This is a genomic window from Halorubrum sp. SD683, from assembly GCF_002135045.1.
Classification (GTDB): domain Archaea; phylum Halobacteriota; class Halobacteria; order Halobacteriales; family Haloferacaceae; genus Halorubrum; species Halorubrum ezzemoulense.
This window is the reverse complement of record NZ_NEWJ01000003.1, coordinates 1-15,110: the sequence shown is the minus strand read 5'-3', so window position 1 is coordinate 15,110 and position 15,110 is coordinate 1. Positions and strand designations below refer to the sequence as shown.

Sequence of the window (15,110 nt, the reverse complement as noted above, 5' to 3'; positions counted from 1 at the left end):
TTTTCGGACAAACCAAACGGCGAGCGTAGCGAGCCGTGCGTGTGTCCGAAAACTCCGCGAAGATTTGAGCAGGAAAGTCGCAGCGGCCGAGCGAAGCGAGGCCGAACGGCTTTCCGAGTTCAAATCTCCGTCAGGACGCTCACTTTGCGGCTGCCTCACTTCGTTCGGCAGCGACTGCGTTCGGTCCCGACGTGCCCGACGCTTGTTTCACTCGCGTCGGACTCCGTCGAGACGTTTCGGCCACACCAAACGACGGGCGCAGTGGAGAGTATGTCGCCCCCGCGACTGGGGCTCAGAGCCGGTCACCCTCACTCCACGGGCGATCTGACCGAGCTGTTAATCGTGCGGGTGGAACCGCTCCATCGCTCGGCGGACCCCATCGGTGGCGCCGATGAACGTCACGCTGTCGCCCATTTCGAGGACGCTGTCGGCCGAGGGAACGCGGTTCTCGCCGTCGCGGCTGATCACGGCGACGAAGGTGTCGTCCGGGATCCGCGCGTTGAGGTCGCGGATGCTCTTCCCCGCCAATTCGCGAGAGGTCACCTCAACCTCCTGAACGTCGTGGCTGTCGCCGAGCTCGTTCATCCAGTGGGTGAGCGCGGGGCGTTCTATCTCGTCGTCGATGGCCGCCGCGGTCGCCGTCGTGGCGTCGATGCCGGTGACGCCGATGCTGTCGAAGGCGTCGACGTTGTCCGGGTCGTTCACCCGTGAGTAGACGGACGCAACGTCGAACTTGGTGATGGCGAGCTGGCACGCGAGGAGATTGATGTCGTCGTCGGCCGTCGTCGTGATGAACCGCTTCGCGTCGTCGATGTCGGCGGCGCGAAGCGCCTCCGTGTCACTGCCGTCCCCCTCGTAGACGGTGAACCCCTCTGCGCGCGCCCGTTCGGCGACGTCCGGGTCCGTCTCGACGACGACGACGTACTCGCCCCTGTTCTCCAGTCGCGTGGCGAGCGCCTGACCGACCCGGCCCCCGCCGATGATTATCGTGCGCATTGGTGACACTCCGAGAAACTCTCCGATCTGCCGCGCGAACCCCGCCTCGACGAGGACCGTCGCGAAGATGACCGCAAACACCGTGCCGACGAGCAGTTCGCCGGCGGCGATGCTGCCAGCGAGCTCCAGCTCGATGGCGAACAGCGTCGCCACGCTCGCCGGGATGATCCCCCGCGGCCCGACGGTCGCGATGAACAGGCGCTCCGGGCGGGTGAACCGCTCAACGCCGAACGTCGCGAGGAACGCACCGAGGGGTCGCAAGACGAGCATGATGACGGCGACGATCGCGATCACGCCGACCCCGAGGCCGGCGATCGCCTCGACGTCGATCAGCGCGGCGAGCGAGATGAAGACGAAGGATAAGACGATCGTGGTGGTGTTCTCCGCGAACGTCTCTATCTCCTCGCGGTTGTCGATCCCGAGGTTCCCGAGGAGGATCCCGCTCGTCGCCGCCGCCGCGATGCCCGCCTCCGCGGCGACGGCCTCGGCGGCCGCGAACGAGCCGATCGCGGCCGACAGCACGAGGAACTGCGACGCCTGCACGTCGCGTTCGGGGACGAGGTCGCTGTCCAGCAACACGTAGATGATCCCCGTGGCGAGCAGCCCCGCTGCGACCCCGACGCCGAACCGCTGGAGGAACGAGAGCACCGTCGCGGGGACGCCGAGGTCGTCGAGCAGCAGCGTCTCGAAGATGACGACCGCGACGATCGCGGCCGTCACGTCGTTGACGATCCCCTCCGTCTCCAGCGCGGTCGCGACGTGGTCCCGCACCCGGACCACGTTGAGGATCGGCGTGATGACGGTCGGGCCGGTCGCCACCAGCAGCGCGCCGATCAGCAGCGCGATCTCCCACGTGCCGTCCGTGAACGCGCGGACCGCCGCCGCGGTGCCGAGGAACATCACGACCGCGCTGATCGTCACCAGCCGGAGCGACACCGTCGACGCGCGGCGGATCCGGTCGATCCGGAGCGCGAACGCCCCCTCGAAGACGATGATCGCGACACTGAGTCCGACGATGATCTCCAGCCCCTCACCGAACGTCTCCAGCGTGACGAGGCCGAGCAGCTCGGGTCCGAGCACCACGCCGATTGCGAGGTAGAAGATGACGCTCGGCACCCGGAGCCGGTGAGCGAGCAGCTGGACCGCGAGCCCCGAGACGAGAATCACCGCGATCACTGGGAGTAGACTACTGGACACGTCGATCGACAGTACGACCCCCCACGTCGTTAGTGTACTGGTGGATCCGCCGACGCCGAGCGGAGTGGCGGAGACCGGCCACGACATTGGTTTCCACACACGGGAAACTATTAATTCGGTTCCGTCACACGGTGAACGTACGCCCGGTCGGTCCCCACCGCCGGGTCGAATCCATGACCGTCCGCGACCCCATTCCGACGTTCGCCCCCCGCTGGAGCGTCCGGAAACGGGTCCGCGGGCCGGTCGCCGCTCTCCTCGGTGCCGTCGCCGCGTGACCCCGACGCGGGGGCGGCCCGCTCGCTGCCGACGCGAGCGACCGCTTCTACCGGACTGCTCTCGACACCGATCCGTCGCCCTCCGACCGCGCGGTGCGGTCTCCGGCGGCCGAACTGACGCCGACCGCGAGGCGCACGCCTCGCACCACCACCCCAATCCGACGATGACAGCAGATCGACCCCCCTCCAGACGCATGGTTCGCCCCGACCTGTACGCGTGCCCGCACCCGACCGAGTCCCTCCCGTCGCTCGGCGCGACGATCGCCTTGGCGGCGCTGCCGGCCGTGGTGGTCGGAGTCCTCGCGTTTCCGATCGCGGCCGCGGTCGCGCTGGCGGCCCTCGCCGGCGCGGTCGTCGGCGCGGCGCTCCACCGACGGTATCCGAGCGCGGTCGGCCGGACGCTCCACCTCCCGGCCGACGACGCGAGCATCCGAGAGACCTGACCGACCCCGCTGACGCACGAACCCTCCGCCTCCCGCTGACGCACGAACCCTCCGCCTCCTGCTGACGCTCCGCCCTCCCCCGAGCCGTTCGCGGAACTCGACATTTATCACTCGCCGCCACCGACCGCGACGCGTGAGCGACCGCGACTCGGAGGCACGGAGCGACCGCGGGGACGCCGTCCATCGCGATCGCGTCGTCGCCGGCGCCGCGCTGTTCAACGAGGGGCACCCCCTCGCGGCGCGTCACGTCTGGGAAGCGGCGGGGGCGTCGATCGATGACGGCGGCGGGGAAGACGCAGAGCGACCGGAGGACGCCGAGCGACTGCTTCGGGGGCTGACCGCGACCGCGACGGCGACGCACCGCGCGGCCGACGGCGACGAGCCGGGCGCTTCCGAGCGCGCGGCGGACGCCGTCACGGCGCTGACGGCGGACTCCGACTCGCTGGGGGTCGCGATGGCCCCCGTCCGGGAGTGGGCTGAGCGGCTCGCCGAGGCGCCAGAGGCGACGGGGCCGGCGACGCCGCCGCGGATCCGCGTCGACGGCGAGACGCCGACGTTCGGCGATCTGTCGCTCGGGGCGGTGGGTCTCGCGGTGCCGGCGCTCGCGGCGACGGGCGAGCCGGGCGACGCGGCGACGCTCGCGACCGCGGCCGAGTTCGCGTCCGCGGAGCGCGGGACCGGGCGGACCGAGTTCGCCGAACTGCTGCTCGCGTACCTGCGGACGCCGGACGCGCGGCCGCAGGTGGCCGCGCGACTGGGCGACCACGTGGAGCGAGAAGAGCGGAAGCGGCGGGACGTCGAGGACCTGTTCTAGCGGCGCGGTCCGGCGCGAGGGCGGCCGGCGGCGGCCACTCAGGCGTCGTCGCTCGGCGCGTCCGGGTCAGCCGGGAAGTTGGGCTCAGCGGGCGCGTCGGCGGCGTCCGCGCCGGCGGCGTAGCGGCCGCCGTTCGTCTCGGTGTCGCGGTCCGGCTTGGGTTCGCCCTCGAAGGTGTAGTCGCCCGAGTTGTCCGCGGGGTCGTAGCCCAGCGCCTCGCGGGCTCGCTCGATGGAGTAGTAGCGCCGGTCGTTGTCCGAGATGCCGTACACGACCTCGTAGCCGTACGTCGCCCGGAGACAGCGGTCGAACAGGTGCGCGCAGTCGCGGTGCGAGAGCCACATCGCCTGCCCGCGCTCGTACTCGCGGGGCGGGTGGTCCTTGGTGAGGTTCCCGATGCGGACGCAGACGACGCTCATGTCGAACTCGTCGTGGTAGAAGCGGCCGAGCGACTCGCCGGCCGCCTTCGAGACGCCGTAGAGGTTGCCGGGGCGCGGGAGTTCGCTCCCGTCGAGCCGGTACTCGTCTTCGGGGCGGTACAGGTCGGGCGTCCGCTCGTCGGTCTCGTAGCCGCCGACGGCGTGGTTCGAGGAGGCGAACGCGAACTTCTCGACGCCGGCCTCGGCGGCGGCGCGCATCACGACCTGCGTCCCGTCGATGTTGTTCCGGAGGACGGAGTCCCACGGCGCCGTCTTCCGCGGGTCGCCGGCGAGGTGGATCACCGCGCCGACGTCGGCGATCGCCTCGCGGACGGCGCGCTCGTCGGTGATGTCGGCGACGTACCGGTCGGCGTCGGTGACCCCGTCGGGCACCTTCGCCGCCGGGAGCGGCTCGCGGTCGAGGAGCCGCCAGTCGTAGTCGTCGCCGATACCGCGGAGGATGGCCTGTCCCACCCGTCCGCCGGCGCCCGTCAGCAGTACCGGCTCGTCCATTCGACTCTACGTGGGCGGGAGAACGGCATATATGACACGGTTCGACCGGTACGCCCGAATGCCGGCCGCGAGGCCGGGGTCACGAGAGGAAAACGGGGACGAGCGGTCGGGAGGGCGCGCCTATAGCTTCTGCCGCGAGACCTTGACGCCGGTGGGGGTGACGATGATCTGGTCGTCGCCCTTCTGGACGATGTCGCCGTCGACCTCCTGGACGACCTGCCGGAGCTCGTCGTAGACGTGTTCTATCGTCCGGTCCGACGTGGAGTGGCGGGTGATGTCGGCGATGACGAAGTCGCCGTCGTACACCGCGTCCTTGATCGGGATGACGTCGCTCTGGTCGGCGATCTCCGCGAAGTGTACCTGCGTGTCCGTTTCCGCGTGCGCGTCGGCGAAGTCGTCCGCGTCGAGTTCGACGTAGTCGTCGACGGAGCGGCTCCCACCCCCGCCGAGGATCTTGCTCATGATGCCCATACACACCACACGACGAGGTCGGACATTAGTTCTTACGTCAGACGCACCCCCGGCGAGCGGACGCGGCCTCAGTCGAGTCGCTCCTGCCACTCTTGGACCTGCGAGAGCAGCTCCACCGGGGGCGTCTCCGCGACGTCGACGTCGCTCAGCTCCTCGATCACGGCGCGGGTCTCGGCGTCGAGCCGCTCGGCCGCCTCGGCGTCGGATCCGGTCGCTGCGGTCTTCGCAGCGCCGCCGGAGCCGCCGGATTCGACCGACGTGTCCGCGGAATTGCCTCCGTTCCGACGCGCGTTCGAGGGCTGGGCGTCCGCCCCCGTTTCCCTGTCGGCGTCGGACGCGTCCGAGAACGACCCGGACGAGAGGTCGAACACGACCTGCTGGGTGCCGCCTTCGCCGTCGCCGCCGGCGCCCCTGCGGCTCCCGTTTCTCCCGGTCCGCGAGCCGCGGGCCTCAATCGCCTTCTCCTCGCGGAGGCGGTTGAGGACCTCGTCCGAGCGGGAGACGACGGGGTCCGGGACGCCGGCGAGGTCGGCGACGTGGACGCCGTACGAGCGGTTGGTCGGGCCGTCCCGGACGGTGCGGAGGAACGTCACCTCGCCGTCGCGCTCGTCGACGGCGACGTGGACGTTCTCGACGCGCGGAAGGTGGTCGGCGAGCGTCGTCAGCTCGTGGTAGTGGGTGGCGAAAAGGGTGCGCGCGCGGACCTCGTTGTGGAGGTACTCGGTCGCGGCCCACGCGATGGAGATACCGTCGTAGGTGGCGGTGCCGCGGCCGACCTCGTCGAGGATGACCAGCGAGTCCTCGGTGGCCGAGTGGAGGATGTTCGACAGCTCTTGCATCTCCACCATGAACGTCGATCGACCCTGCGCCAGCTCGTCGAGCGCGCCGACACGCGTGTAGATGCCGTCGACGAGCCCCACCTCGGCGGCTCGCGCGGGGACGAACGAGCCCGCCTGCGCGAGCAGCTGGATCAGCGCGGCCTGCCGCATGTACGTCGACTTGCCGCTCATGTTCGGGCCGGTGACGATGAGGAAGCCGCGGTCGGCGTCGAGCCGCAGGTCGTTCGGGACGAAGTCGGTCGTCCCCTCGACGACGGGGTGGCGGCCGGCCTCCACGTCGAGCCGGCGCTCCGTCGTCAGCTCCGGGCGCGTCCAGTCGCGACGCGCGGCGTGGGTCGCGAGCGAGGCGAGCGCGTCGAGTTCGGCGACGGCGCGCCCGGCGTCCTGAAGCAGTTCCGCGCGCTCGGCGACGCGCTCGCGCAGTTCCTCGAACAGCTCGTACTCCAGCTCGCCGCGGGCCTCCTCGAGGCGGAGGACCTCCCGTTCCTTCTCCGCGAGCTCGTCGGTGACGAACCGCTTCGAGTTCTTCAGCGTCTTGATCTCGCGGTAGTGCTCGGGCACCTGATCGGCGACCGACTTGCCGACCTGAATGTAGTAGCCGTCCGTCTTGTTGCGGTCGACGGTGACGTGGCTGAGCCCGTGCTCTCGCTTCTCGCGCTCCGCGAGCCCGTCGAGCCACGAGTTCACGCCCTCGTGGCGGTCGATCAGGTCGTCGAGCTCGTCGTCGTAGCCGCGCTTCAGGAGTCCGCCGCTCGTCTTCGCCTTGGGCGGATCCTCGGCGAGGGCGTCGGCGAGCTCTTCCCGGAGCGCGGCCGCGCGGTCGCGGTCGACCCTACCGAGCACGGCGGCCGCGGGCGAGTCGGCGAGGGCGGTGTCGTCGAGCGCGTCCGCGAGGGCGGGCAGCAGCGCGAGCGTGTCGCGGATCGAGAGCAGTTCGCGCGCGCCCGCGCTCCCGCTCGTCGTGCGCGCCGCGAGGCGTTCGAGGTCGTAGGCGTCGCCGAGCACCTCGCGGAGCCGGTCGCGGGCGAGCGCCGCGGACGCCAGCGCCTCGACCGCGTCGAGCCGGTCGTCGAGCGTCTCGCGGTCACGTCGCGGCCGGGTGAGCCACTCGCGGAGCAGTCGGCCGCCGGCTGCGGTGACGGTGTGGTCGACCGTGTCGAACAGCGAGCCGTCGGCGTCGCCCCGCATCGTCTCCGTGATCTCGAGGTTGCGCTGCGTGGTCGCGTCCACGTCGACGCGGTCGTCCGCGCCGTACGCCGTCAGGCGGGTCATCGAGGCCAACACGCCCGCCCCCGTCTCCGCGACGTACGAGAGGACCGCGCCCGCGGCGCGGACGGCGAGCGTCGAGTCGAGCCCGACGCTGTCGGTCGTCTCGCGGCCGAACTGCTCCCGTACCGCGTGCTCTGCGCGCCCGGTCGCGAACGCCTCCGCGTCGAAGGCGGTGACGCGTCCCGAGAGGTCCTCGCGGACCGCCCCGAGCAGGCCGTCGTCGTTCCGGACCTGCGGACCGGGCAGCACCTCGGCCGGGTCGAACCGGTACAGCTCCGCGCGCAGGTCGCCCCCGTCGTCGACGGTCGTGGCGAGGAACCGCCCCGTGGTCACGTCGGCGAACGCGAGGCCGTACGGCCCGTCGTCGGCGGGTCCGTCCGCCGCGCCGCGCCCGTCCTCCTCGCGGACGACCGCCGCGAGGTAGCGCGCGTCGTCGTCGCTCGTCTCCAACACCGTGCCCGGCGTGACGACGCGGACGATCTCGCGGGCGTGGTCGCCGCCCTCGGTCTCGTACTGGTCCGCGACCGCGACCCGGTAGCCGCGCTCGACCAAGGCGTTCACGTACGGCGTCAGCTCCGAGAGGGGCACGCCCGCCATCGGGTACGACGAGCCGTGGGAGGACTTCTGCGAGATCGACAGATCGAGCTCGTCGGCGACCAACTCCGCGTCGTCCGCAAAGAACTCGTAGAAGTCGCCGCACTGCATCGCGAGGACGTCCGCGTCCGTCTCCGCCTTGAGATCGAGGAACTCCCCGACGATCCCCGTTGCCATATGTCCCTACTCCCGCCGTGCGCGGCTAAAACCCTGCGGGTGTCCGTCCGGTCGGCCCGAGCCCCGCCGCGCGCCGGCGCGCCGTCATCCCAGCCGGTTCCGCTTCGTCGACGCCCGGTGAGCGATCCCGGACGCCCCGAACACGAGCGTGAAGAGCGCCGCGTACGCGTACCCGGAGACCGCGCCGAACGGGGCGGTCCCGGTCCACCCCGCCGTCGCCAGCAGCCCGCAGACGACCGCGAGCCCCACGTAGTACTCGGCCCAGAGGATCTCGTTCTCCGAGACGATCTCCAGGTACACCTCCAGCTGTCGGCTCTCCTCGGTAAGCGACACCAGCCCCCGGTCCGACTCGTAGTCGATGAACCCGCTCGCCGCCAGCTTCGGCAGGTGCGACTGGTGGAGCGCGGTGTACACGCGCTTGCGCTGCTTGTACGTCACCGCCGGAACCTCGACGTCGTTCTCCCACGCGGCCAGCTGCTCGGCGATATCCCTGACGCGCGCCTCGGTGCCGTTGGTCTTCAGGTACTTGATCACGTTGCGACGCCGCCGATTGCTCAGCGCGGTGAACACCTCGTCGCGCGAGGGGCCCTCACCGTCGGTGTCCGACGACGCCGCTTGTTTGGCGAGTTGTGGTGTCATAGCTCATACATGCCGAATGAGAGTACGGTTATCATGGGAGGATATATCACTTCGCATTGTACCCACTAGAGCCGGTCCCGGAAGATTCGCCCGAACAGAAGCGTACACACTCGCCGTACTTCGGGCGTTCTTGGCGTCTCCGACACAGTTCATCACATCGATACAAGTGGGTTTGTCCGGGCGCTGTAACGATGTTGTGGGCCGGAGAGCCCGCGTCGGACGCGGTAGGCGGCGCATACATAGGTCGGTGCGTCGCGTTCGGACCAGCATGAACGTGTCACGAGACTCGGTCGTCGGTCGCCTCCGGCAGCCCGCGCGCGCCGTCGTCGGTCGCCTCCGGCAGCCGGAGTACACCGGTGCGAACCGGTGTCTCCCCTGTACGGCCGTCAACGTCGGCATCGCGGCGGCCGGGGCGGGAGCGGTGGCCGCGGTGGGCGCGCCGCTACTCGGGGCGGTCGGGTTCGGCGGCGCGCTCGGAGCCATCTGGCTCCGCGGGTACCTCGTTCCCGGGACGCCGGAACTCACGAAGCGCTACCTCCCGGAGCGGGCGCTCGCGCTGTTCGGCAAGGCGCCCGGCAACGCCGAGCCCCGCGGGCTGGGCGTCGGTGAGGTAGACCCCGAAACGTACCTCCTCGACGCGGGCGTCCTCGTCGAGACGCCCGCAGGCGACGACTTCGCGTTCGCCCCCGACTTCGCCGCGTCGTGGCGGGCGGCGGCCGAGGACGGGGCGGGAGCGACGCCCGACGAGGGGAGACGGACCGACCGCGACGACCTCGCGGCGCTCGCGGCGCTCACCGGACTCGACCGGCACGAACTCTCAATCGACTGGCGGGGCGGCGCGGGGTTCGCGTACGCCGGCGAGGAGCGGATCGGTCACTGGGAGTCGCGGCCGGCGTTCCGGGCCGACGCCGCGGCCGACCGCGTGCTGACGGGGCTCGACGGCGACTGGGCGGATCGCCCGCTCGCCGAGCGGAGCGCGGTCCTCGGCGCCCTCCGGCTGTTCGTCGCGGAGTGTCCGTCGTGCGCCGGGGACGTGGCGCTCGAAGAGCGCGTCGTCGAGTCCTGCTGTTCCAGCTACGACGTGGTCGCCGGTCGCTGTGCGGGCTGTGACGCGCGGCTGTTCGAACTGCGACTGCCGGCGTCGCTCGCGGCCGCGAGCGAGTAGGAAGCCGAGGGAGGTCGGACGAGTCGAGAGGAATGGACGGTCAGTTTTCGGGGAGTGGGTTTCCTGGAAGTCGCGTCGGAGAGGCCTCAGCGTAGCCGCAGCTGTCGCAATACCGAGAAGCGGTTGACCCACAGCTGGGCGGCGCTGGCGGCGGCGAAGGCGCCGAGCGCGAGGCTGGTCCACAGCATGGGGTCGACCGCCGACACGAGCGGGACGTCGAGGAGCGCGGCGAGCACGACGAGCAGCGATCCCACCGCCAGCGCGCGGTACAGCTCCGACCACGTCGCGCCGCCGGGCGCGAGAATCTCCGTGTACAGGCGCACGTCGCGTGCGCGTCGAGAGAGTTCGAGCGTCTGCGACTCGCGGTCGTACGTTATCACGCCCGCCTCGGCCAGCTTCGGGAGGTGCGTCTGGACCAGCGACGTGTACACGCTCTCGCGACAGCGCTTCGGGGGCGGGGTCTCCCCCGTCTCGCGGCGCGCGACGAGCGTCGACAGCTCGTTGACCGAGACCGTCCCGCCGACGGAGCTGAGCTGTTCGATCGCGCGCCGTCGGCGCTCGTTCGCGAGGATGGCGTACACCTGTTCGGCCGGAAGCACGTCGTTTCGGAGTTTCATGGAGATGGGGGCCGGGCGGCCGCGCCCGGCGGCGCCCGAGTTCTGCTACTTCCTGCGTCTGACGGGGGTATATGTATGGGCTGGCTACCCGGGGAGACCGCCGATCGGGTGCGGGAGGTACGGGCCGCCTGCCGGGTTCGACCCGCCGAGTACGGTGTCCGTGCGGCGATCTGGGGTGTGGGTATGAATCGCATGCGGTCGCGATCCGCCACGGTAGGGGCGCCGGACCGCCCGTCGAACGCGACGTTTGACCGGTGGCGTGAAGGCTTCTACCGGCTGGAATCGGTCGTTCGACGGTGACGTGGGAGCGCGTAACTAGGTGGGTATCCCTCGGAGGAGAAAGTAACCGATTCGGTCAGCCCAGCGCGGACGGGGGGCGAGTCGGAGGAGACACCATGAGCAAAGACACAAACGACAAAATCGGACTCTCGCGGCGCAAGGTGCTCGCGGGCCTCGGCGCGGTCGGCGTCGCGTCCGCGGGCGCGGGACTCGGTACCACGGCGTACTTCAACGACACCGAGTCGTTCGACGGGAACACCCTCACCGCGGGCGAGCTGGACCTGAAGCTGGACTACAAGTCGACGTACCTCGGCGGCCCCGGGCGCCTAGACGACATCGAGGCGATGGGGTACCCTGACGTCGAGGACCTCGGCGACGGGCGCTACCTGCTCGACCAGACGCCCGCGCCCGGAGAGGGGCAGAGTTGGGAGGACTACGTGACCGGCGAGATCGACTTCTGTTCACCGGCGATGGACGAGTTCCTCGTCAACGGCGACGGGATCCCGGTGTTCACGCTCGACGACGTGAAGCCCGGCGACTCCGGCGAGGTGACGATCAGCCTCCACATCTGTGACAACCCCGCGTACGTCTACCTCGCGGGCGAGCTAACCCAGGCGGAGAACGGGCAGTCCGAGCCCGAGGCGGACGCGGACGACACGCCCGACCAGGGCGACCTCGCCGACGCCATCGAGGTCTGCGTCTGGTACGACGAGGACTGCGACAACGTGTACGAGCCCACGGGCACGGGCGAGCGGCAGGAGCTTGAGGTCGCCTTGGTCAGCGACACCTCCGACTCGATGAGCGGCGCGAACCTTTCGGCGCTACAGGCGGCCGCAACGAGCTTCGTCGGTAACCTCTCGTCGCCGGACGAGGCCGCCGCGATCTCGTTCGCGAGCGGCGCGTCGCTGGACCAGAAGCTGACGACCACCTACCAAGACGTCATCAACGCGATCAACAACTACACCGCGTCCGGCAGCACGAACGTCGCGGGCGGGATCAACGTCGCACAGACCGAGCTCACGAGCGGCACGAACGCGACGCCCGGCGCCTCGAAGGTCATGATCGTCTTGACCGACGGCTTCGAGAACGTCGGCGACGCTCGGACGGCCGCCACCGCGGCCAAGAACGCCGGCACGCGTATCTTCGGGATCGGGCTCGGCAACAACGTCGACGCCAGCCTCGTCCAGGACATCTCGTCGTCGCCCGGCGACGCGTTCCTCGCGCCCGACCCGGCCGACCTCGACACGGTCTACGCCGAGATCGCGCAGATCGTCTTAGCGGGCGAACAGAAGATCCTCTCCGGCACGATGAGCGAGGTCTTCGCGGAGCTGGCCGACGGCGAGGCGCTCGACGGCAACCGGCAGGAGGAGGGTCGGCAGCCGTACCCCGGCGCGACCACCCAGTGCATCGGCTTCGAGTGGACGCTCCCGGCGGATGTCGGCAACGAGATCCAGACCGACTCCGTGAGCTTCGATCTCGCCGTCTACGCCGAGCAGTCGCGGCACAACGACGACCCGCAGGTAGCGTTCAACGGGACCGACGTGAACAGCACCAGCCCCGGTCCCGCCCCCAACGGCACCGGCAACATGAGCGGTCAGAACTAGCTCCTCGGAGCGACGCGGCCCCGGACGACGAGACACGTCCGGTTCCCGGCTCGGCGCCTTCGGGCGGCCGACGCGGCGGTTCGCGACCGCCGCCGGGAGTTCCCTTCGGGGATGATACACAATGAACGACGACAAAATCGGACTATCGCGGCGCAAGATGCTGGTCGGACTCGGTGCGGTCGGCGTGGCCTCCGCGGGCGCGGGCCTCGGCACCACGGCGTACTTCAACGACACGGAGACGTTCGCGAACAACGAGCTGACGGCCGGTTCGCTCGACCTGTTCGTCCACGTCGACTACTCTGAGGACCAGGGCAACTACGCGCAGTACTCCACGGAGCCGGGAACGTACGTCGACGGGAACGTGGTCGGGATCGAGGGCCAAGGCTCGACGGGCGACCCCCTCAGCATCCGGGTCTCCGACCTGAAACCCGGCGACTCCGGCGAGGGCGAGTTCTGCTTCTCGATCGTCGACAACCCCGCGTACATGTGGATGTGCGGCGAGCTGACCGCGAACGCGGAGAACGGGCAGTCCGAGCCCGAGATGGACGACGACGACACCGGCGGCGACCCCGGAGACGGCATGGGCGAACTCGCGGACGCGATGCAGGTAACCGTCTCGTACTGTACCGACGACGGCGACGGCGGCAACGACATCGGCGACGAAATCGTCTCCGGCTCGCTGCGGGACGTGATGCTCGCGCTCCGGGCCGGCGTCCCGCTGTCCAGCGACGGCGATGCGAACGCGCCCCTCGCGGATCGTCCCACCTTCGCTGGCGTCACGGAGGCGTTCACCGACGGCGAACCGAACGTCGACGAGCAGTGCGTCTGCTTCACTTGGGAGGTGCCGACGAGCGTCGAAAACGAGATCCAGACGGACTCGGTCATGTTCGACTTCGAGTTCTACGCGGTTCAGGCTCGCCACAACGACGGGGCGCACAACCCCTGCGTCGACGAGACCGTCGTCACGGCGTACGACAACGACTGGAAGGGCCAGACGCTCGGCAACCCCACCGAGGGCAACGTCTACACCAGCGTCTCGTTCGGCCAGAACCAGACCGTTCTGAGCTTCGCGTTCGCCGACGACGGCGACGGGGTCGACTTCCTCGACACCGCGGACTACTCCAGCACGAATCTTCCGGTCGCGGTCGACGCGGACGATGACGGCACCCACGACTGGCAGCTCATCTGGCAGCCCAACGCCGGGTTCCCGGACGCGCCGTTCGGCTACCAGCCGAACAACGGCGGGAGCTACGGCGCCGCCGAACCGCTTCCGGCCGGCTTCTCGGCAGTGAAGGTCGGGAACACGATCGTGTTCGGAATCCCGAACAGCGACATCAACTCGACGTTCCGGCTGCTCGGGTACGGCAGCACCGGCGGCGAGGGACCCATCGCGGAGGTCAACGTCGACCCCTCGTTGGGCCCGGACTTCTACAACAGCGCGAACGCGATCGAGTTCAGCGACTGACGTGCTGACGACGTCGCTCGAAGCGGCGTGATCGCCTCCCACCCCGGACCCGCGCGGGCGGCCGGGACGACGGTTCGACTCCGTCGGTGGGACTCCCTTCGGGGATTCACAATCATGGCAGACAACGACAACATCGACTCCATCGGACTGTCGCGGCGGACCGTGCTGGCCGGCCTCGGCGCGGTCGGCGTGGCCTCGGCTGGCGCGGGTCTCGGTACCACGGCGTACTTCAACGACACCGAGTCGTTCGACGGGAACACCCTCACCGCGGGCCAGCTGGACCTGCTCGTCGACTGGCAACAGACCTACGACTTCGGCGAGGGCAACCAGTTCGTCAGCGCGCACCCGGACCACGACGGCGACGGCGAGCAGTCGATCGAGATCGACGGCGAGGTGTTCACGTACAGCGACTTCCCGGACGAGGACGACGAGGACAGCAACGGCGCGAACCTCCCGATCCTGGACTGCGAGACCATCCCGCCGCTGTCGGAGGCGGACTTCGGCACGGACCCAGTCACCGGCGAGGAGATGGAGACGCTGGTCCAGCTCACCGACGTGAAGCCCGGCGACTCCGGCGAGATCACCTTCTCGCTCCACCTCTGTGACAACCCCGGCTACATCTGGATGCAGGCGAGCGACGTCGACGACGACGGCGGCACCGCCACCGAGCCCGAACTGATTGTCGACCCCGACAACATGGGCGACCTCGGCGACGCGATCCAGGCGAAGCTCTGGTACGACGAGGACTGCGACAACGTGTACGACGGCGCGGAGCCGGTCGACATCATGCTCACGCTGGACTTCTCGGGGTCGATGCTGTACGATCAGTTCGACGGCGTGGTGAGCGAGGACAACATCACGGTGGGCGGGACCACCTACGACGAGACCACGAAGATCGACCTCGTCGAGCTCGGCACCCGCCAGTTCGTCGACTACCTCGAGTCGCAGGGGTCGGACGTCCAAGTCGGCGTCACGTACTTCGACGGCGAGGGGAGCGGCGACACCGAGCCTAGGACCGGGCTCCTCCAGCCGCTGACGGCCGACCTCGACGATGTCGACGACGCGCTCGACGGGCTCCGGAAGAAGCTCGCGAACGTCGTCAGCGGGACGAACAACGACCCCGACATCGACGACAGCGACGCGGACCCGTTCTCGAACGCGAGCGGCATCGCGACGGGGACGTACATCGGCGAGGGCGTCAACGACGCGCAGGCCGAACTCGACGCGAACGGCCGCGGCGGCGTCGAGTTCCGGAACATCGTCCTCTCCGACGGAGATGGTGTACACGTTCGTCGCGGGGTTCGGCGACGAACGTGTACACCATCTCCGTCGGC

12 protein-coding genes are annotated in these 15,110 nt (G+C 69.8%); 6 read left to right on the top strand and 6 right to left on the bottom strand.

The window, feature by feature from the left end; translation table 11 throughout:
• Window positions 1-336 precede the first annotated feature (336 nt).
• Window positions 337-2,172: a sodium:proton antiporter gene (locus B9G49_RS02230; RefSeq protein ID WP_086215286.1), complete on the bottom strand. Its 1,836-nt coding sequence runs from the start codon at window positions 2,170-2,172 to the stop codon at window positions 337-339.
• Window positions 2,173-2,662: 490 nt separating this feature from the next.
• Between B9G49_RS02230 and B9G49_RS02225 the strand changes: the two genes are divergently transcribed.
• Together B9G49_RS02225 and B9G49_RS02220 are read left to right on the top strand one after the other, a co-directional pair.
• The gene (locus B9G49_RS02225; RefSeq protein ID WP_233125145.1) at window positions 2,663-2,911 is read left to right on the top strand and encodes a hypothetical protein; all 249 of its coding nucleotides are present in this window, start codon (window positions 2,663-2,665) and stop codon (window positions 2,909-2,911) included.
• 133 nt (window positions 2,912-3,044) lie between these two features.
• Window positions 3,045-3,725: a hypothetical protein gene (locus B9G49_RS02220; protein WP_086215285.1), complete on the top strand. Its 681-nt coding sequence runs from the start codon at window positions 3,045-3,047 to the stop codon at window positions 3,723-3,725.
• A gap of 38 nt (window positions 3,726-3,763) precedes the next feature.
• On the opposite strand, the gene azf is transcribed toward B9G49_RS02220, so the two are convergent.
• The 4 genes from azf to B9G49_RS02200 form a co-directional block, all read right to left on the bottom strand.
• On the bottom strand, window positions 3,764-4,657 hold the full coding sequence (gene azf / locus B9G49_RS02215; protein WP_049932190.1) for an NAD-dependent glucose-6-phosphate dehydrogenase Azf: 894 nt from the start codon (window positions 4,655-4,657) through the stop codon (window positions 3,764-3,766).
• A 120-nt stretch (window positions 4,658-4,777) separates the two neighbouring features.
• Complete coding sequence (gene sepF / locus B9G49_RS02210) at window positions 4,778-5,128, bottom strand: cell division protein SepF (RefSeq protein ID WP_049932189.1); 351 nt, start codon at window positions 5,126-5,128, stop codon at window positions 4,778-4,780.
• Between the two features lie 68 nt (window positions 5,129-5,196).
• The gene (gene mutS / locus B9G49_RS02205; RefSeq protein ID WP_086215284.1) at window positions 5,197-8,007 is read right to left on the bottom strand and encodes a DNA mismatch repair protein MutS; all 2,811 of its coding nucleotides are present in this window, start codon (window positions 8,005-8,007) and stop codon (window positions 5,197-5,199) included.
• An 84-nt stretch (window positions 8,008-8,091) separates the two neighbouring features.
• The gene (locus B9G49_RS02200) at window positions 8,092-8,646 is read right to left on the bottom strand and encodes a hypothetical protein (RefSeq protein WP_086215283.1); all 555 of its coding nucleotides are present in this window, start codon (window positions 8,644-8,646) and stop codon (window positions 8,092-8,094) included.
• 268 nt (window positions 8,647-8,914) lie between these two features.
• Between B9G49_RS02200 and B9G49_RS02195 the strand changes: the two genes are divergently transcribed.
• Window positions 8,915-9,811 carry a hypothetical protein gene (locus B9G49_RS02195; RefSeq protein WP_086215282.1) on the top strand — a complete coding sequence of 299 codons (897 nt, stop codon included), beginning with the start codon at window positions 8,915-8,917 and terminating at the stop codon, window positions 9,809-9,811.
• An 86-nt stretch (window positions 9,812-9,897) separates the two neighbouring features.
• On the opposite strand, the gene B9G49_RS02190 is transcribed toward B9G49_RS02195, so the two are convergent.
• Entirely contained in the window at window positions 9,898-10,428 is a 531-nt protein-coding gene (locus tag B9G49_RS02190; RefSeq protein WP_049932183.1) for a hypothetical protein, read from the bottom strand.
• Between the two features lie 395 nt (window positions 10,429-10,823).
• Between B9G49_RS02190 and B9G49_RS02185 the strand changes: the two genes are divergently transcribed.
• From B9G49_RS02185 to B9G49_RS02175, 3 genes are all read left to right on the top strand, one after another.
• Window positions 10,824-12,311 (top strand): VWA domain-containing protein, encoded by a 1,488-nt coding sequence (locus B9G49_RS02185; RefSeq protein ID WP_086215281.1) that lies wholly within the window; start codon window positions 10,824-10,826, stop codon window positions 12,309-12,311.
• 121 nt (window positions 12,312-12,432) lie between these two features.
• Complete coding sequence (locus B9G49_RS02180; protein ID WP_086215280.1) at window positions 12,433-13,776, top strand: SipW-dependent-type signal peptide-containing protein; 1,344 nt, start codon at window positions 12,433-12,435, stop codon at window positions 13,774-13,776.
• 114 nt (window positions 13,777-13,890) lie between these two features.
• On the top strand, window positions 13,891-15,110 hold a 1,220-nt coding region (locus tag B9G49_RS02175; protein ID WP_143414675.1), incomplete at its 3' end, for a SipW-dependent-type signal peptide-containing protein.